Genomic DNA, 18,822 nt, shown 5'->3' with positions numbered 1-18,822 from the left:
GGTATGCACCACCGGAGCCGCCCTTTATATTTTAAAGCGTTCCCTAAATCAAGGTCAGTCTTTCGTCACCAGCGTGGAAACTTCCGATTATTTCCGCCCTCTCAAAGCCGTTACCGCGCACGATCTCAAGAATTTCAGCGGCGCTGCGCCTGTCTGCCGTAATCAGCAGACCGCCTGAGGTCTGCGGATCAAAGGCTATGTCCTCGGCGAAGCGCCCCAGCGGGGAATTATTTATCACGCGCGCGCCGGCATACTTCCTGTTTTCATAGGCTCCCGCCGGTATCAGTCCCATCTCCGCCATTTCGGATATCCCGGGGAGCAGCGGGATCTTGGCGCAGTCTATCGTAAGCGACGTCCCCTCGGAGGCGAGGTCCAGCGCGTGACTCGCCAGCCCGAAACCCGTCAGGTCCGTACAGGACGTCACTGCCCTGCGCAGCTTTTTGGGCAGCAGCGGCGGCACCGCGTTGAGCTTGGCCATATTCAATTCCGCCGCCTCGATATTTTCGGGCGAAAACAGCCCCGCCTTGATCGCCGTCACGGCGATTCCCGTGCCGATCGGTTTTGTGAGGATGAGCGAATCGCCCTCCTTCGCGCTGCCGACGGTCCACATTTCGTCGCTTTCTACCTCGCCAAAGACGACGAGCCCGTACTTCGGCTCCTCGTCCTGCACGCTGTGGCCTCCGGCCAGCATGGTCCGCGCCTCTATTACCTTCCGGGCGCCGCCCTCAAGGATCTCCTGAAGCACGGAGATCGGCTCGCAGGAGGTAGGGAAACAGACCACGTTGAGCGCTATTATCGGCCTGCCGCCCATCGCGTATACGTCGCTGAGCGAATTCGCCGCCGCGATTTCGCCGAATTTTTTAGGATCGTCTACCACAGGCGTAATGAAGTCGATCGTCAATATCCCGATCCGCTCGTCCGTTATCTTCCAGAGCGCCGCATCCTCTCCGTGATTCCATGAGGCGAGCAGATCATCGGAACGGAAGACCGGAAGGTCTTTTAATATCCTGTCAAGCTCCGCCGGAGCTATCTTTGCTGCTCAGCCGCTTGTGCGGGCGCGTTCCGTAAGCCTCATCCGCCGTTCACTCCCTCCGCCATGCGCAGATGATGTACATCCGCCGCGGCAAATATTTTTTCTCCGTCACTTGTATGCACGACGAGAGCTCCCTCCGGCGTGATGCCGGTCGCCCTGCCGTTGAAGATTTCCTCGTCCTGCACGACACGGATCTCTCTTCCTATCGTATCACAGCCGCGCCTGTAAAGCGAGAGCAGCTTCACCGCGCCTCCGCGGGAGGAGAGCAGTTCCATCAGCGCCGCGAAGCGGGCCAGAAAATCCACCAGCAATTTCCACCTTGCGAACCGCCGGCCGCCTTCGATAAGGACGGAAGTGGCGACGCCGGCTATCTCTTCGGGAATATCAGGAGGCCCCATGTTGACGTTGATGCCGATGCCGGTGACGGCGTAATATATCCGGTCCGGCTCGCCCGCGGCCTCGCTTAAAATGCCGCAAAGCTTTTTGCCGCGGCAGAGGATGTCGTTGGGCCATTTCAGCTCCGAGGAGATGCCGCAGAGCTCGCCGAGCGTCTCTTTGACGGCAAGACCGGCGGCTAAATTAAGCAGTTGTACCTCGCCCGGTTTCAGCGTCGGCCGCAGGAGCATGGAGAACATCAGATTTTTCTCGTCGGGGCTCTGCCAGCTTCTTCCGCGCCGGCCCCGGCCTTCGCTCTGGCGTTCAGTCAGCGCCACGATACCGGCTTCGGCCTCCTGCATCGCGAGCTTCTTTATCACCTTTTGGGTGGAGTCCGTTTCTCGCATATAGATACACCTGTTGAAAAGAGGATTATCTCGGAGGAAAAACTCAATCATCGTAGGGCTCAGCTTCTGAAGTTCGTCGATGCTTTCCAGACGGTAGCCCTTTTGTGGTATCGATTCAATGGGGACGCCCTCGTCCTTGAGGGAGCAGACGGCCTTGAATACAGCCTGACGTGAGGAGGAGAGCCTCTGCGTCAACAGCGAGCTGGATACTATCGCGCCCGGGTTCTCCATCAGCGTCTCAAACACCTGCGCGCGGCTGTTGGCCTCTTCGTTTGGTTTTATCATTTTGCCACTTCCCTTGGTCGACTTCTCCAAAATTATATACGATTTTGTCCTTTTGCGGTTATAATAAAAGTTGATTCGTATTTTCAGGAGGGGTTATTGATGGTAGTACTTCCCATATCGACCGTCATGACGGACCTGCGTTCATCGTTTGATGAACTGCGTGAAAGTCTTTGACCTGCCTTCCATCGAGGCAAAACTAAAAGAACTGCATGAGGTAACGGAAAAAGAGGATTTCTGGGGGTCGCCCGAAGCCCAGGAGGTATCGCGGGAATTTTCACGCTGTCAGACGCGCCTTGACAAGGTCGCGCAGATGAGGGGCGAGTTTGAGGAGATCGAGGCGATAGCCGAGATATTGGCCGAGGCGGACGACCGGGAGCTTGAGAAAGAATTCTACTCGCGCTCTGAGGAGCTTGCGCGGACCATAGAAGAATATCAGATACTGGTGCTGCTGGACGGAGAGTATGATGCCGGCGACGCCATCATGACCGTGCACGCGGGCGCCGGGGGACTTGATTCGCAGGACTGGGCGCAGATGCTCTATCGTATGTATATGCGTTGGGCCGAGGATCACCGCTATACGGTGAAGCTGATAGACGAACTGCGCGATCAGGAGGCCGGTATAAAGAGCGTGACCATATCGATATCCGGAGATTACGCCTACGGCTACCTCAAGGGGGAACAGGGCGTTCATCGCCTGGTGCGCATATCGCCGTTCGATTCGGCAAAACGCCGCCATACAAGCTTTGCCTCCGTAGAGGTAATGCCGGTCCTGCCGGAAAGCGTTGAGATCGAGATCCGTCCCGAAGACCTGAAGATGGACACCTTCCGCTCCAGCGGCGCCGGTGGTCAGTATGTCAATATGACCGACTCCGCGGTGCGCATTACGCACGTCCCCTCTGGCATCATCGTCAGCTGTCAGACAGAGCGCTCTCAGCACATGAACAGGGCGACCGCCATGCAGGTGCTGCGTTCAAAACTGTTCGAGCGCACACTGCGCGAACGGCAGGAGCAGCTTGACAGCATCCAGGGCGAAAAACGGAGCATTGCCTGGGGCAGCCAGATACGATCGTACACGCTGCAGCCTTTTCAGCTTGTGAAAGACCATCGCTCCGGCTGTGAGATCGGAAACGTCCAGGCGGTGCTCGACGGATCGCTTGACGAGCTGATCATGTCCTATCTGAGATTCCTTAAGAATGATAAATAGCGTAAGCGGAGGATAAAATGAAAAAAATCACGACAATTATTGCGTTGGCCGCCGCCGCAGCCGCCATTATCACCGGCGCGGCGGGGGCTGCCGACAGGTTTGTGCCAGCCGATCCGGTGATGCCTCTTTCGCGGATAAAGCCCGGGATGACCGGCTACGCGAGAACGGTGCTCTCCGGCACAGCGATAACGCCCTTCAAGGTCACGGTGTTGGGGATAGTTCCGCGGAAGACGAACCCTAAAAACCTGATCCTTATTCGGGTGGAAGATAAATATGTGCGCGAAAACGGCGGGATCGCCTCCGGCATGAGCGGCTCTCCCGTCTATGTCGACGGGAAGCTCATCGGTGCGATCGGTTATGGATGGTCCTTCGCCGATAACAACCTCGGCCTCGTAACTCCGATAGAGGAGATGACGAAGGCCATGGATTGGCCGGAAAAACTGCCATGGTTCGATATTCCGGAGGTGGCGGCGGAGCAGCCGGCAAGCGCCGATAAAAAGACCGAGCCCGCATCCGACGATAAGGCCGTTTCGCCTGACCAGGCCCCGGTTCCCGGCGGCGCGGAGGCGCTTTCTGCCGACAATTCACAGATAATAGTGTCGGGGGAAAAACTTGAAAAAAAGATGATGCCGCTGACGGTGGACGGGATCAGCGACCGCTACGCGAAACGCCTTGAAGAAAAGCTCGGCCTTCGCGTCATCCCGCTGGGATCATCCGCCGCGGGAGGCAGCCCCGTCAACCTGAAGTGGGAACCGAAGCCCGGCGCGGCGATGGGAGCCGCGCTTGCCTGGGGCGATTTCGTGGCCGGAGGCATCGGAACATTGACCGCCGTTTCAAAAGACGGACGCTTCGTCGCCTTCGCCCACCCGATGTTCAACCGCGGCAGCGTCTCCTACGCGATGATGGACGCCAGCATCATCAAAATAATCCCCGGCCTGGAAAGCTCCTTCAAGCTCGGCTATCTCAATAAAATAACCGGGCTCGTGACGCAGGACCGCCCGGAGGCGATCGGCGGACGCCTCGGACAGCTCGCCGCCGCCTCCAGCTATACGGTGAACTTCCGCAACATCGAGACCAAAGAGAGCGAAACAAAGCGTTTTCAGACCGTATCCGATCCCTACGTCGGACCTGAGGTCGGCACGACCGGCATCTTGGGGGTGATCGACAGCCTTTGGGCTCAGCGCGGCTCCGGCACGGCGCTCGTATCCTATTCGGTCTCCGGCGGCAACCTCTCGCCGGCGTGGACGCGCCGCAACATATTCTACTCCGAAAAGGACGTCGTCAAATCTCTCCAGAAGGAGATCGAGGCGATGGGCAAGGCGATGTCGCTGAACCCCTTCCGCGAAATCAGCCCTTACGGCGTACAGGTCGACGTAGAGGTGACAAAGACGCCGCGGGTAGTATTTATCGAAAAGATCGAGATCGCCGATGAGAAAGATTTCTACAAACCCGGGGATAAGCTGAAGGTCGACGTCACCTTCCGTCCGTGGAGAAAGGCCCCGCTGGTAAAGAGTTTTGAGCTGACCGTTCCGGAGAACGCCGTCTCCTTCTGCGAGGTAACGGCGCGCGGCGGCGGCATCGAAGAACCGTCGCAGGAGCCGCTGCTGACGGGAACGCGCGCGATAACTACCTTCAGCGAATTGCTTGCCGAGCTGAAGACAAAAGAGACCAACAACCAGATAATAGTGGAACTCAGCGGCCCGGAGAAGGACGCGCTGAAAAAGAAAAAAGCCAAGACGACGACCGATAAAGACAAGGAAAAGATCAGCGAGGCCACGGGCGTCAAGGGAGATAAAACAGAGGAGAAAAAACCCGCTCCCGGGCGCGGCGCGCGGCCTCCCAAAAAGGGAGATAAAGAGTCGTTTACCCCCGGAGACCTTCTCGAGGACCGCTTTGTCAGCGAGATCAAAGCCGAGCGCATAAAAGAGGGCGCGATGGTGATCGCCGATACCAACTACTACATCGAGGGCGTGCTGCGCAAGTTTATCAAAATAAAGAGCGGCCTCTCGCCGGAGATCATCAGCGACGACGAATTGGCGGAGATCATCGCCTCCAAGTCGGAGGAAAGCGACGCGGCTGACGACGACGAAGATGCGGAGGTATTGCCTCCGGAGGGTGAAGGCGACGGCGACGAAGAGGATGGCTTCTCGATCCTTATCCCCGGCCGCCGCTAGAACGGATCAAAAGAAAATAATTTTTATACAGAGGCCGTAGCCGATAATAAGGCTCAAAAACACGGCGGCCGAAAGAGTATCCTTCTGTATACGCACCTCTTCCCTGAAAGCGGGGCCGAAGTGCGTATCGATGATCCTTTCGACCGCCGTGTTTATCAGTTCTACCGTCATGGGGAACAGTGAGGCCAGGAGGACGCAGAAAATATCTTCCCAGCCGCGCCCCATGAAGAGCGCGAGCGTGACTGCCGCGGCCACGCCTAAAGTCTCGTGGCGGATGGCCTTCTCCGTCACGAATGCTGTGCGGAGGCCGTTCAGCGAATAGAGAGTTTTTGCAAAAAGTCCTTTGTTCTTCCACTGTTCCACGCTAAGTCACCCAATCTGAAATATTGATTTGCCCATAATTATATCCCAGAAGTGCCCTTCTTTGGCATTTTTTATCGCCTGCCCGTCACTCCCGGCCGGCTGAAGGCTTATGCGCCCGGCGCGGCGCGCGTTGTGCCAAATTCCGCTTTTCTGCTATAATACACAAGTTGCACATTATGGAATTCTCCACGGAATTCCATTCAGTTTATATGGAGGTCATCTAAATGGCGAACGATTATAAGGATACCCTGTTTCTCCCCAAAACCGATTTTCCCATGCGTGCCAATCTGTCACAGCGTGAGCCGGAATTTCTGAAATTCTGGTACGATATCGATGTTTACAATGAGCTCAAGAAAAAAAATAAGGACAAGCCCTCCTTCATCTTGCACGACGGGCCTCCCTATGCGAACGCCAGCATCCATATCGGTACGGCGACAAACAAAATATTAAAGGACTTCGTCGTTAAATATAAGTGGCAGCGCGGCTATTTTGCCCCTTATGTGCCCGGCTACGACACGCACGGCCTTCCCACCGAACTGAAAGTGCTCAAGGAACAGAGCCTCAACAAGGATGAGATCGACCCCATCGAGCTGCGTGAAAAATGTGCCGCTTACGCGCGCACCTTCGCCGATATCCAGACGGGGCAGTTCAAGCGCCTAGGCGTCATCGGAGACTGGGACCATCCATATATGACCCTCGTTCCGGCCTACGAAGCGACACAGATAGAAGGGTTCGCCGAAATGATCGACAAGGGCCTTGTCTACAAGGGACGCAAGGCCATTTACTGGTGCACCGACTGCCAGACGGCGCTCGCGGCGGCGGAGATCGAATACGCCGACGAGACCTCACCGTCGATATTCGTCGCTTACAATTACACCGACGCGGCAAAAATATTCCCCGAGCTTGCGGGGAAGGATGTCGACGTCATCATCTGGACCACCACGCCCTGGACCCTTCCCGCCTCGATGGCGGTCGCCGTTCATCCGCGCTATGATTATGGCTTCTATCAGGTCGGAGACAAAATATACCTCATCGCGCAGGGGCTCAAAGCCGAAGTGGAAAAGGCTACGCAGCTCGATTTTGGCGAACCGATCCTCTCCTGCAAGGGGGCGAGGCTCGAAAACTCGCTCGCTCAGCACCCGTTCTATGACCGCGCCACGCCATTCGTACTGGCGGATTACGTAACGCTCGACTCCGGCACCGGCTGCGTGCATACCGCGCCCGGCCACGGTACGGAAGACTATGAGACAGGCGTGCGCTACGGCATCGATATCTACAATCCGGTCGACGAGACCGGACATTACTATAAAGACACGCCCATTTTCGGAGGCATGTCGCTCGCGGAGGGAGAAAAAAAGGTCTTTGAGCTCCTCGGAGAATCGAAACGCCTGCTCGGCAAACTCAAAATAACCCACTCCTACCCGCACTGCTGGCGCTGCAAAAAGCCCGTCATCTTCCGCGCCACGGACCAGTGGTTCGTCTCCGTCGCCGATTTCCGTGACGAGGCGCTCAAGCATATCGACGAAGTCCAGTGGGTGCCCGACTGGGGCAAAGACCGCATCACGAACATGGTGCGCGACCGTTCCGACTGGTGCATCAGCCGCCAGCGTACATGGGGCGTACCCATCCCGGCCTTCTACTGCGAAGACTGCGGCGAAGTCATACTCACGGGAGACCGTGTGCGCCGCGTGGCGGACAAGATCCGCGAACACGGCAGCAACTGCTGGTGGAAAATGACGCCGGAAGAGCTCGTCGGCGACCTTGCGGTCTGCCCGAAGTGCGGCAGCCGTCATCTTCGTAAAGAATCAGATATCATGGATGTCTGGTTCGACTCAGGTTCGAGCCACTCGGCGGTCCTCGACAACTGGGAAGACCTCAGCTGGCCCGCCGACATGTACCTTGAGGGAAGCGACCAGCACCGCGGCTGGTTCCAGACGTCGCTGCTCAACAGCGTGGCGACGCGCGGCGCGGCCCCTTACAAGATCGTCCTTACCCACGGCTTTATCATGGGGCCTGACGGACAGAAAATGTCAAAATCCCTCGGCAACGTCATGAAGCCGGAAAAAATAATCGACAAAAACGGCGCGGACATCCTCCGCCTCTGGGTCGCCTCCTCCGATTACCGCGGAGACGTGCGCATATCGGAAGAGATATTCCGCAACCTTATCGAGTCATACAGACGGATACGCAACACGGCGCGCTTCCTGCTCGCGAACCTCGACGGTTTTGATCCCGCGACGGACATCCTGCCGCATGAGGAGCTCGCCCCGGTCGACCAGTACATCATGCTGAAGCTCGAGCGCCTGCGGACGCGCGTGACGACGGGATTCGACGAATACGAATTCCATCAGCCGATGACGCTCATCCACCAGTTCTGCGACAACGAGCTTTCGTCGTTCTACATCGACGTCAGCAAGGACAAACTTTATGCGGACGCCAAAGACGCCATGAGCCGCCGCTCGATCCGCACCGTTATGTGGCAGGTACTGCAGGCGGTGACGCAGATGATGTCCTCCGTCCTCTCCTTCACGGCGGAAGAGATCTGGCAGAAAATGCGGGAAATGGACCCGTCGCTGCCGCAGAGCGTCCTGCTCGCGGACTGGCCTCGCGGCCTCGCCGACGGCATCGACCCCGCGGTGGAAGAGGAGTGGGATATGCTGATGCTTGCGCGCCAAGGCGTGCTGCGCGGCCTGGAATCGGCGCGCGGCAAGGGCGTCATCGGCCATCCGCTCGACGCAGACGTGCAGATCAAACTCAGCGACTACTACAAATCTCTCGCCGGCAAGATCGACGACGAGACGTGGGAAAACATCCTCATCGTCTCCTCCTGCAAAGTCGTGGATGAAGTCAAAGAGGCCGGTATCGTCTACGACGACGAGACTACGGGACTGCGCGTCGGCGTCAACAGATCCGCGGCGGAAAAGTGCCCCCGGTGCTGGAAAAGGCGTCCGGAAGTGGCGGAGAAGGGGCTTTGCGACCGCTGCCGCGATGTGCTCAGCAAACAATAATTTCATTCGGGAAAATATAAACGAAGAGGGGGAAGGGCTGCTCGCCCCCCCCTCTTCTTCTGCCGCGCAGAGATTCATGATCGGGGCGGAGTTGGATGCCCATCGCCTAGACTTCGCCGTCTCCCGGCTTCTTGGCGTGAGCCGCGGTTATGCGCAGAAGCTGATAAAAGAGGGACACGCCTCGCTTGTGCCCGAGCGCCGCGTCAAACCGTCGGTGAAGGTCGCTGTAGGCGATTTGATTGAAGTGGAAATACCTCCGGCGGAGACGCTGGACCTGGAGCCGCAGGACGTTGCCTTTGAGACGGTCTATGATGACGCCGACGTGATCGTCGTCGACAAACCGGCGGGGCTGGTGGTGCACCCCGCGCCGGGACACTGGAGCGGCACTCTCGTTCACGGCCTGCTCTTTCGCTACCCTGATCTCGGAACGCTGAACGGCGTCAGACGTCCGGGGATCGTCCACCGGCTTGACGCGACGACCTCGGGGCTGATGGTGGTGGCGCGCAACGGGCTCGCCCAGGAGGGGCTCTTCCGCGATTTCAAAGCGCGCCGGATAAGAAAAGAGTACCTTGCCCTCTGCTACGGCCAGACGCCCGCCCTCCGCGGTTCCGTCAAATACCCGATCGACCGCGACCCGTACAACCGTCTGCGCATGGCCTGCGTAGAGGACGGCAGGGAGGCCTGGACGGATTACGAAAGGCTCTGGAGCGTGAACGACTATTCGCTCGTAAAATGCACGCTGCACAGCGGCCGTACGCACCAGATCCGGGTCCACATGCAGGCGGTCAGGTGTCCGCTTGTCGGCGACCGGCTCTACGCGCCCTCCAGAAGATCGCCCTTCGGTCCGGAGCGGATATTCCTCCATTCATGGAAATTGGGTTTCAAACATCCCCGCACCGGCGATGATATGTTCTTCACCCGGCCTCTCCCGCCCGAGCTGAGCGGCTTCCTGCGGGCAATACGAAGCCCGCGTTAAGCATAATATATATTCACGTCCCATAAGCACATGACCGCCGCCCGCTCCGAATAATCATAGACACTGCGCTCACAACGCTGCAATGAGGTATTGCTTTTGGAGTCTTGTTGAAACTTGGCAATTAATAAGAGTTTTAGACTCTAGATTTTTTAATCGAGTTATGGTATTTTTGCCACAGTGAAACCAGCAACAGATCCTCAACCGGAATAGATGGCGAAGGAGACAAAAAGCATGGTGCGAAAGGTCCTCATCGTTGACGACGACAGAATGAACCGGCAGAAGCTCCGGGCGATACTGCAAACGGACTATACGATCCTTGAAGCGGGGAGCGGTAAAGCCGCCTTGGAGCTGCTGCGTCAGGATCCGGAAGGCATCTCGGCGGTGTTGCTGGATATCCTTATGCCTGAAATGGACGGCTGCGAGGTGCTGCGCCTCTGTCGGGAGGACGTCCTGCTCTCGCAGCTCCCTGTCATTGTCGTGACCGATTTGGAGGACGAAAGCTCCCGCGTCAAGGCGCTGTCGCTGGGAGCCAGCGATTTTGTGACCAAACCATGTCACCCGGATATCGTCGCTCATACGCTGCGCAACAATATCGCCCTGCGGGAAACCGTCTCCATTGTCAACGCGATACAGAAGGATAAGCCTGACGGACTATATACGAGGGAGCTGGAGAAAGAACGGCGAGCGACGGTCGAGCAGCTTCTCATTTTGAGCGACGTAGCCCACGACCTGCTGGCACAGACGGATACAAGGACGGGCATCGACGGCACTCTGCGAAAGCTCATGGAGTATTTTGACGGAGCACGCGCGTATATTTTTGAGATTGACCGCGAAAAGTCTATCGCCGTCAACACCTACGAGGTCTGCGCCGAGGGCGTGACGGAGGAAAAGGACAATCTTCAGACAGTTCCCCTGCACCTGTTGGATTATTGGCACAGAGTCTTTGAACATCGGAATTATATCGCCATCATGGACGTAAACGAGCTGGATGAAAGCCGCGCGGAGGAGCGCGACATTTTACTTGTGCAGGGCGTTAGCTCCCTGTTCGCGGTGCCGCTTTGCCGGGACGGAAAAGTATTTGGGATACTGGGCGTGGACGACCCCAAACGGCAGATGACGCAGCTTGACCGTCTTCTGGCGTTGGGCGACTACATCGCCGTCATGCTCACTAGGCGCGACTATGAGGCGCGGCTTGCCGAAAACGCCCGGACGCTGACGCAGATGATTCAGGATATGCCCGGCGGCTATATAAAGATGTGCATCACAAAAACCGGCGTCGTGGCAGAGTTCGTGAACGACGAATTCTGCCGCATGTGCGGAATGACGCACGAACAGGCCGTAGCGCTGTACGCCGCAGACGCTTACGCTGGCGTGCATCCGGACGATCTGTATTTGGCCAGCTCCGTTTTGAACAAGGCCATCGCCGCCCGGACGACGGTATCCCTGCGTCTCCGCTTCGCCAACGGCTGCGGCGGCTACACGCCAATACAGGCTTTCTACCGCGTGACGGAGGACTCGGACGGCCTGCATCTCAGCGGCTACTATACCGATGCCACGGAAATGGACAGGGCTGAGAGGCAGCGGCGTGATCTTTTGGAAAACCTGCCCTGCGGCGCCGGTATTTATGAGATTGCCGGAAACGTCACCCACGCCACCTATCTCAACAAGCTGTACCGGGCTTTTCTGAAGCGCGAGATCGGCGAGATGAGAGATGTCTCCGTATTCGAGCTCGTCCACCCCGACGATGTAGAAAAGCTGAAGGAGGAAATCCAGACGGCGCTGACCGGGAATAAGGACGGCGTCTGCGATGTCCGCATCATGGACGGCTCGGGCGGGTATCTCCCGTTCCATCTGACAGGCCGGGTAATGGAACTCGGCAAAGATAAGACCGCTATCTATGTGACCTATATCCCGATCACCGAAAAGGAAATGCAGATGCAGCGGCGGGCCGAAACAGACGGCATGACCGGCGTTTACAACAAGCTGACTGCAGAGACGCTGATCCGTAAGAGGCTGGACGGCGAAGGCGGCGTCCCCTGCGCGATGATGATCGCCGATATTGACGGCCTCAAGACGATAAACGACTCCATGGGGCATCCGCAGGGCGATCGGGCGATATGCTTCATCGCGGACGCGCTCAAGGCGTTGTTTGGGAAAACCGATATCGTCGGGCGCATGGGCGGCGATGAGTTCGTCGTATTTTTAAAGGACGTGGAGGGACGGGACGAACTGGAAAGCATGGCGTTGAAGCTGCAGCGGAGTTTATCCGGCGCGCGGATCGGTGCGGCGGACGATTACCCCGTCCGCATGAGCGTCGGCATCGCCGAGACCCGCACAGGCGAGGCGGCCTTCGACGAGCTCTATTCTCGGGCCGACAAGGCGCTTTACGAGGCCAAACGGAACGGGAAAAACCAATATGCGTTCTATGCGGAGGATATGTAGCATATCGGCTGTCCTTTGAGGAAAATCCGGTAAAGACGGACGCCCTGCCAAATTCAAAGCGCCGCATAATATGCATACTGGTTTTTCGATATTTTTTCATGAAAGGCTGGCGAGGCTGAACGTTGAAAGAGATGCCGCAAAGCCTCGGCGATTATTTCCGGCTGCTCTCGCTGCCCTTTAAATGGGGCACCCGAGGCAATGGAAACGTTGCTGCGGCTGGCGCGGGAAAAACGCGGTGACGAAGAACAGGAAGCGATGGACAGGCTGTTGGAGCTCTGCTCGCGGATGCGCGCGGGAATGGCGAAGATCAAAGAGTCGGTCAGCTCCATCAGCGCCTCTTTGACGCGGCGGGAGCGCCAGATATCGCTGCTGATAAAGCAGGGGCTCACGACGAAACAAATCGCCGAACTGCTCGGCATCTCCGACGGTACGGTGCGCGTTGTTCGTCAGCCACAGAGGATACCCACAGCCTATTGTATTTATTTTATATGAATGGGGCAGTTTTTGATGCGAAAAATTTATCGTTTTGCGGCGGCCGTGTTTATTTCGGCATGTCTGCTCTCCAACACGGCGGAGGCGTTGTCGTTAAAAATTTTATATCCGCAGCAAATGCCGATCGCTCCCACACGGGATTTTTATGTTCTGGGAGAAATAGATCGCGCTGGCGCACCTGTGTCGTTTGACATTCGTATCGATATTTACGACGCGGCCAACACTATCGTGCGCAGCACAGAGAGCGTTGGCATAGATGGCAATGGCATAACCTCTGTTGCCGCCGTCAGTATGGACTACCCAAACAAAGGTTATTGGTTTGATTATCAGGCAAATAGTCGTGATTTGCTGGCTAAAAACCCGCCGCCCGATTTGATTTTTAAACCTGATGATCCTGATAGCTTCTACGATCAAGGCAATAAAGTGGCTGTAACAGAAAAAACATTTTCCGCGGTCATTTTCGGCGGATGCACAACGTCTTTTGATGTTAACCCCGATACGCTTAGCGGGGATATTGTGGCTGGTGAGTATCGTATCGTAGTTTCCGCCGTTTCCGGCGACGCCGATATCGCCAGCGCCGATGCGAAGCTGACGGTGGGAGTCGTTGCGGACAAGATGCTTACGCGCTTCTCGCCGGCCGATCATCAAGCTAAATACACCGCGTTTGCGAATAAGAATAATTACAGGATTTATCTGGATTATTTCCCTGGATACTGGCCATTGGCTAAGGACAGCGATGGGAAGTATATTTATTATGAAATTGTAGGCCATTGGAGGGCTAATGATTCCATCGAATATAAAGATGGCAATGTGCATACGATATTGTATAACGTGGATAATAATCGCTGCGCTACGCAGAAAGTCGAAATCGGCTATCTTGCCGCTATCGGTAATATTAATTCCCCACGCATACACTATTATCACTATGACATTGGCGAACCGTCAGTAACATACGCGGGTAAAACGATAGAGGGGAAAATAGTAGAATTCGCGCAGGGAGACGCACTGGCTTTGACAAGGGCCGAAGTCGTTGAGAAGGGGATCGCGGTAGAAGAAAATAAATATTATCCTGCGTCGCACGACAAACAAGTGTTTCTCGACATTGCTGCAAACGGCGTTTATATAGTTCCGGGCAAAACGCTCTCTGTTTTTGGCGTGACAAAACCAATACAGAGCGATGTGACCAAGGGGAGAGTGTTAAGTAATGATATTGACACATATAACGTCCAGAACTTTACCAGCAAACTCCACTATGATTTGACGCTGAACGACGAGATCGTGTTGAGCCGTGACGTTGATATCGCGCTTGTCAGACATTACGATGGAGAAAAATGGGATGAATATGCGGCGGTCTATGAATTCAAACACGACTTTGTCATTCCAGACGAATATGCCGGTAAAGACCTGACGATGACCCTATACGCCGTGGATAAAAACGGCGTTAAGGTGAGCGGGACGGGAGAGACTTTTAAGATCATGGTGTATGACAAGCCTGACGGCGGTTCCGGCGGCGGCTGCAACGCGGGCTGGTTCGCGCTGCTGATTTTCGCGGCGCTACCCGGCGCGGCGGCAGTAATGAAGAAAAGGGGATAACGCCAGGGAAGCTTTCTCTCGACGGAAAGGCCGGGCGCGCGAAGATAACTTTACCTCGCGCGCCCGGCCTTCTTTATTTTCTTTTTCGCCGACAAAGTCAGCTTTCAGTTCAGGCGGCGGCGCGGACAGGCCCTAAGGAGCGGTTTGTCCGCTTTCTGGGAGGGAGTTAAGCTCCTTCCACCTTTGCCACAGCAGCGGGTCGCCGGCAACGGTGGAAAATTCCTTGTAGGTGACGTTGGCCTCCCCGCCGCGTATCGGGCTGACATACCTTCTCCGCGTATAATCGACGCGCTGGCGCGACGACTCCCGCGCCTTGCTGTAATATGCCGCGAGCGAGGCGCAGAAGTCCTTGAACGCGTTCAGTTCGTCCTCGGCGAGCGTGGACAGGGGCCTTAATATGACGTGCGATCCCGGCACCCCCTGAGCGTGAAACCAGAGGTCGTCGGGGAGGGCGAGCTTGAAGGTGACATACCGGTTGCCCTTTGAGGAAAGTCCGGCAAAGACGAGCGCCCTGTCAAATTCAAAGCGCCGGTGAGGCGGCAGGGGCGGCGACTTTTTCTTTGCGCCTCTCTTTTGCGCCGGGACCTTGGCGGTTCCGAGCTCTTCTTCAAGCATTAAAAGGGATTCCGCGTCGCTTATTGACCACGCGAGCGCGAGCGCCTCGCGCTGATCATCAAGTTCTTCTTTCACAGTGGCGAGCAGCGCCGAAGCGCGTTCCTGCGCCGCCGTTATTTTTTTGTATTTTGCGAAGTACCGCGCCGCGTTCTGGGAAGGCGAGAGCCTTGGGTCCAGCGGCACCTTGAGCGATATCTCTTTTCCCGAGTCGTCATAGCCGTTAAGCTCCGTCTCCTCAACGTTATGTCGTACCTGCCAGAGGTTAGCGACGATCAGCTCGCCGTACTGCCGGTATAAACCGCTCCTATCGTCGGAAAGAAGCCTTTCTATATCCTCAGCCTGCCGCTCCCGCCGCGTGATCTCTTTTTCGATGAGCCGAACGGCATGTTTCCTGCGTGACTCGAAGGCGGCGTCACGCAGGGGAGCCAGCGCTATCATCCTTCCGGTATCCTCATCTTCCAAGGCTTCGGCCTCAGGCAGCAGCTCCGGTAGCGAGGTGACATAGCGGCCTATTTTCTGCGGGACAAAACCGGAGGGACTTTTACCGCCATAGAAGCTGCCCAATATAGAGACGGCCTTGTCAAGTTCAGCCCCGGAAAGGAGCTTGAGCAGTGGTTTGCCAAAGCCCGCGATCTTTTGTATGGAGGATTTGTCCGGCGAGGCAAGCCATTCTTCAAGGGACGTCCCGTCAAAAGCCGGCGGCAGATGGTAGGGGAGTCCGGGAAGCACCGTCCGGTAGCTGTTGTCGGCGGGGTGGATATGCTTCGCGGTCTCAATTATGTTTCCGTCCTCATCGACAAGCAGTATATTACTAAAACGTTCCATTATCTCAATTATAAGACATCTTGTGACCGAGAATCCTGCTCCGACCGTTTTGGTGAAGGTGAGCTTAAGAATACGGTCACGGCGGAGCTGCTCAACGAGAGAAAGCTCCGCCCCGGTCAGGTGGCTCCGCAGCGCGTTTGTGATAGGCGGCGTTTGCGACACGGAGGAGAGGAAGGATTTCTTTTCCTTTTGCGAAATCAGCGCCGCGCCGCAGTTCTGCGCGCCCCATGACAAAAGCATGTCCGACGCCGCACCGAAAGAGATCACAACGGAATTATTGCCGCCGTCGACCCTCTGCGCGCGTCTGCCTCGGCAGCGCTCAAGTTCCTTGCTCCAAATCCATATCAGTTCCGGTCCGAACGACAAATCGATTCCTCCATTGTGCGGCTACATATTTATCCGGACTGCCCGTCTCCCGCCGCGTGTTTTTTGGATATTAAGCGTACCAGCTGCGAGGCCAGCAAGGGCAGGGCCGCCCTGTCTTTATAAATTATATACCGCTTCTGCCATTCGGGCTGAAACTTTTCCTTGTATTGGCGCAGCCCCTTAAAATTATAAAAATGTTCTCCATGCTGGTAAATAAAGTTTCCCATACGTTCCCAAAGCGAATTCCGCGGGTCGAGGTTTGAGAGCGGGGCCATTCCAAGGCGAAAATATCTGTACCCGTGGGCGCGTCCCCAGATCATGGCCTCTATGAAGAGCCAGGTCATGATGTCGCGGGGGGCGCTGGCCGTGTACCTCATCAGGTCGACGGAAAATTCATCTCCGCCGCCAAGCCATAAATTACAGAAAGCAAGTGGTTCGCCCTCCTTAACGGCGACGGCCACAGGAAAATTTTTCAGATAATCCTCCTCGAAGAAACCGAGGGAAAAACCTTTTTCCGTGCCGTGCACTGTTTTCAGCCATTCGTTCGATATTCCGCGCAGCTTAGGCAACATCCTGTCGCGCCTATCTCCGTCAATAATGCTGAAGCTGAGCCCCTCTCCATCCATGTGCTTTTTTATACTGCGAAGTTTCCGCAATCCCGCCCCCTCCAGTGTCTCTGTGACGGCGGAAATATCGACGCGCGCATCCTCCCCGATCGGCGCGGCGTCAAACCCGGCGTCACGGTAAATGTCAAGCCATTCCCCGCCGGTCTCGTAAAAAGCGACGCCCGCGCCGCGTCTGTCCGCCTCTTCGCAGAAATCCCATATGAGCTCGGGGATGCCGTCTTTCTTGCCGATCGGGTCTCCCATCGAGATCCAAAAAGAGCCTGCGGGAGAATACATGACTGCCGATCTTCTATCACGCGCCATAAAAAATTTTTTGTCGCCCAACAGCGCGAGGGCGGCATCCGCAGCGTAAGAGCCGGCTACGAGCTCTTTTATTTCAGCCCGCGAAGGGCGGGCGGCAACGGGGGCTGATGGACGCAGCCATAGAAAGAGGAATATCAAGAGCGCCGTGAAAGACATTCCAGCGGCGGCACGCAGGAAGCGGGGGGCGGCGGAATCAAAGGTAAAGGTCCACCAAAGGTCGTTTGCGTATTCCACATGCCGGTAGGCGAAAAACCCCCACCAGATAACGGCGGCGGCAGCGGCGGCGATGGCAAGGCTCCACTTCAAATTTGGCGCTGAAAAAAAGGACAGCCGGTAAAAACTGCGGCGTGAAAAGAGAAGGACCACCAAAAGCAGCAGAAAGAAGGAATCCCTGAAGGGTGTAATGTCGTTCGGCAGCGAAAAGAGCAGCGACGCAAAAAGCGTCAGCAGCGTTATCGCCCACGCGGATTTAAGCCGTTTCGCCAGCCCCCAGGCCAAAAACAGAAGAAAAGTGCCAGTAAGGCTTTTGATAAAGTGAGACGCCTCGAAAAGAGGCAAAGGAAGCAGCGCCCCCAGTCTGCTCCAGCCACCGCTGACGATCGGAGCGGCCGTTGAAAGAAGCAGCCAGGTACCGGCCATAAATGTCCAGACTGCCGCCGCGTCGGGGAGGAAGAACTCCAGCTTGCCAAAGTAGCGGGAGAGCTTGCCGCTCAGCTCTACTGCGAATAAAATCACCGTTGCGCAGACAAAGGGGATTATGTAATAGATGAACCGGAAGAGAAGGATCGCGCTGAACATGTCGGCATGATGGTAAAAGGGGGAGAGGAGCATCATCAAGGTAACGTCAAAGACGCCGAGCCCTCCCGGAACCTGGCTTAAAGTTCCGGCCATCATGGAGACCACAAAGGCGGAGATAAAAATAAGGATCGGCACGCCGTGGTTTGGAAGCACGGCATAGAGAACAAGAGCGGCCGTAGTTATGTCAAAAAAGCCTATCATGAATTTGAACAGAAGATCGCGCGGGCGCGGGACCGATATCTTTATATCCCGGATACGAAAGACATGCCCTCTGGCGGAGGCTTCGCCGGCGCAGAGGACAGCAGCCGGCACAAGCGCGCAGCCGGCCGCGATGAGATATCTTGCGTACTGAGGCCAGCCGAAATGTGAAAACATAGTGTCGGGGGAGAAGAAAAAAGCCAATGCGCCGGCCAGGCATGGCCCGAAAATCATTGACAGCTGGTTCAGCGCCACGATGTGTCCCACCTGTGTGCCGTCCAATCCAAGCGCGGAATACAAACGGTACCTGACGGCGCCGCCGGAAATGGCTGAAGCGCCGAGGTTGAAGCCGATGGCGTTGCTTACGAAGGAGATGACGCCTACCTTGAGATGCGGGAGTTTAACGCCGATCTCCCAAGCGGAATACATATCATTGAACGACAGCAGAATATAATTTGCGCAGGCGGCAAGCAGCCCGAAGAATACTCCCGAAAGCGGTATCAGGGCAAACGCCTCCTGCAGATCGTGGAAAGACATATGCGAAAGTTCCGTGTGCAGCGTATATATCGCGACGGCAAAAAGTGCCGCCCCTACAAAGGGTAATAATCTTTTGACTTTTTTTAACGTTTTATCCATTTCCAGGCTTTTCTTCTCCCTCTTCAAGAGACCGCACGGCCTCATTTATCTTAGTGTACATTCCAGGCAAAAAATGCGCACGGCAGATACTGCTTAATTTTAT

Annotated in this window: 12 protein-coding genes; 7 read left to right on the top strand and 5 right to left on the bottom strand. The window is 56.2% G+C overall.

Annotated features, from left to right (window positions below):
- Positions 1-43: 43 nt before the first annotated feature.
- Entirely contained in the window at positions 44-1,075 is a 1,032-nt protein-coding gene (gene selD / locus CLOEV_RS07590) for a selenide, water dikinase SelD (RefSeq protein ID WP_084482232.1), read from the bottom strand.
- Positions 1,072-2,100 carry a biotin--[acetyl-CoA-carboxylase] ligase gene (locus CLOEV_RS07585; protein ID WP_034442911.1) on the bottom strand — a complete coding sequence of 343 codons (1,029 nt, stop codon included), beginning with the start codon at positions 2,098-2,100 and terminating at the stop codon, positions 1,072-1,074. Before CLOEV_RS07585 ends, selD begins: the two co-directional genes overlap by 4 nt.
- A 99-nt stretch (positions 2,101-2,199) precedes the next feature.
- On the opposite strand from CLOEV_RS07585, the gene prfB reads away from it, so the two are divergent.
- Positions 2,200-3,304, top strand: a protein-coding gene (gene prfB, locus CLOEV_RS07580; RefSeq protein WP_156938379.1) for a peptide chain release factor 2 whose coding sequence is annotated in 2 segments (ribosomal slippage) — positions 2,200-2,271 and positions 2,273-3,304 — 1,104 coding nt in all. Because the reading frame shifts where the segments join, the coding sequence is not laid out codon by codon here.
- 17 nt (positions 3,305-3,321) lie between these two features.
- Positions 3,322-5,478, top strand: a complete 2,157-nt coding sequence (locus tag CLOEV_RS07575) for a SpoIVB peptidase S55 domain-containing protein (protein ID WP_034442904.1) — start codon at positions 3,322-3,324, stop codon at positions 5,476-5,478.
- A gap of 6 nt (positions 5,479-5,484) precedes the next feature.
- Here the strand turns inward: CLOEV_RS07575 and CLOEV_RS07570 are convergent, their stop codons facing one another.
- A complete protein-coding gene (locus CLOEV_RS07570) occupies positions 5,485-5,841 on the bottom strand; it encodes a diacylglycerol kinase (protein WP_034442901.1) in 357 nt (118 codons plus the stop codon).
- A gap of 224 nt (positions 5,842-6,065) precedes the next feature.
- Here CLOEV_RS07570 and ileS point away from each other — a divergent pair, with 224 nt between their 5' ends.
- The 5 genes from ileS to CLOEV_RS07545 all read left to right on the top strand — a co-directional run bounded on the left by ileS (position 6,066) and on the right by CLOEV_RS07545 (position 14,352).
- Entirely contained in the window at positions 6,066-8,849 is a 2,784-nt protein-coding gene (gene ileS / locus CLOEV_RS07565) for an isoleucine--tRNA ligase (RefSeq protein ID WP_034442898.1), read from the top strand.
- A complete protein-coding gene (locus tag CLOEV_RS07560) occupies positions 8,830-9,825 on the top strand; it encodes an RluA family pseudouridine synthase (protein WP_034442895.1) in 996 nt (331 codons plus the stop codon). The genes ileS and CLOEV_RS07560 overlap by 20 nt, the downstream gene beginning before the upstream one ends.
- Before the next feature lie 231 nt (positions 9,826-10,056).
- On the top strand, positions 10,057-12,267 hold the full coding sequence (locus tag CLOEV_RS15980) for a diguanylate cyclase domain-containing protein (protein ID WP_051484964.1): 2,211 nt from the start codon (positions 10,057-10,059) through the stop codon (positions 12,265-12,267).
- Between the two features lie 198 nt (positions 12,268-12,465).
- Positions 12,466-12,759, top strand: a complete 294-nt coding sequence (locus CLOEV_RS07550; RefSeq protein ID WP_034442893.1) for a LuxR C-terminal-related transcriptional regulator — start codon at positions 12,466-12,468, stop codon at positions 12,757-12,759.
- A 15-nt stretch (positions 12,760-12,774) separates the two neighbouring features.
- Entirely contained in the window at positions 12,775-14,352 is a 1,578-nt protein-coding gene (locus CLOEV_RS07545) for a hypothetical protein (protein WP_156938378.1), read from the top strand.
- Between the two features lie 132 nt (positions 14,353-14,484).
- Here CLOEV_RS07545 and CLOEV_RS07540 read toward each other — a convergent pair whose 3' ends face one another.
- Complete coding sequence (locus CLOEV_RS07540) at positions 14,485-16,158, bottom strand: Rqc2 family fibronectin-binding protein (protein WP_034442887.1); 1,674 nt, start codon at positions 16,156-16,158, stop codon at positions 14,485-14,487.
- Between the two features lie 29 nt (positions 16,159-16,187).
- Positions 16,188-18,719, bottom strand: coding sequence for a bifunctional lysylphosphatidylglycerol flippase/synthetase MprF (mprF, locus tag CLOEV_RS07535; protein WP_169732206.1), 2,532 nt, complete (start codon positions 18,717-18,719; stop codon positions 16,188-16,190).
- Between the last annotated feature and the right edge of the window lie 103 nt (positions 18,720-18,822).

The organism is Cloacibacillus evryensis DSM 19522, assembly GCF_000585335.1.
Classification (GTDB): Bacteria; Synergistota; Synergistia; order Synergistales; family Synergistaceae; genus Cloacibacillus; species Cloacibacillus evryensis.
This window is presented reverse-complemented; position numbering and strand designations above follow the sequence as displayed.

Coding starts and splice junctions, on each gene's coding strand:
- CLOEV_RS15980 (WP_051484964.1), top strand. CDS start 10,057: ATGGTGCGAAAGGTCCTCATCGTTGACGACGACAGAATGAACCGGCAG.
- CLOEV_RS07575 (WP_034442904.1), top strand. CDS start 3,322: ATGAAAAAAATCACGACAATTATTGCGTTGGCCGCCGCCGCAGCCGCC.
- CLOEV_RS07545 (WP_156938378.1), top strand. CDS start 12,775: ATGCGAAAAATTTATCGTTTTGCGGCGGCCGTGTTTATTTCGGCATGT.
- ileS (WP_034442898.1), top strand. CDS start 6,066: ATGGCGAACGATTATAAGGATACCCTGTTTCTCCCCAAAACCGATTTT.
- mprF (WP_169732206.1), bottom strand. CDS start 18,719: ATGGATAAAACGTTAAAAAAAGTCAAAAGATTATTACCCTTTGTAGGG.
- CLOEV_RS07560 (WP_034442895.1), top strand. CDS start 8,830: ATGTGCTCAGCAAACAATAATTTCATTCGGGAAAATATAAACGAAGAG.
- CLOEV_RS07550 (WP_034442893.1), top strand. CDS start 12,466: ATGGAAACGTTGCTGCGGCTGGCGCGGGAAAAACGCGGTGACGAAGAA.
- CLOEV_RS07585 (WP_034442911.1), bottom strand. CDS start 2,100: ATGATAAAACCAAACGAAGAGGCCAACAGCCGCGCGCAGGTGTTTGAG.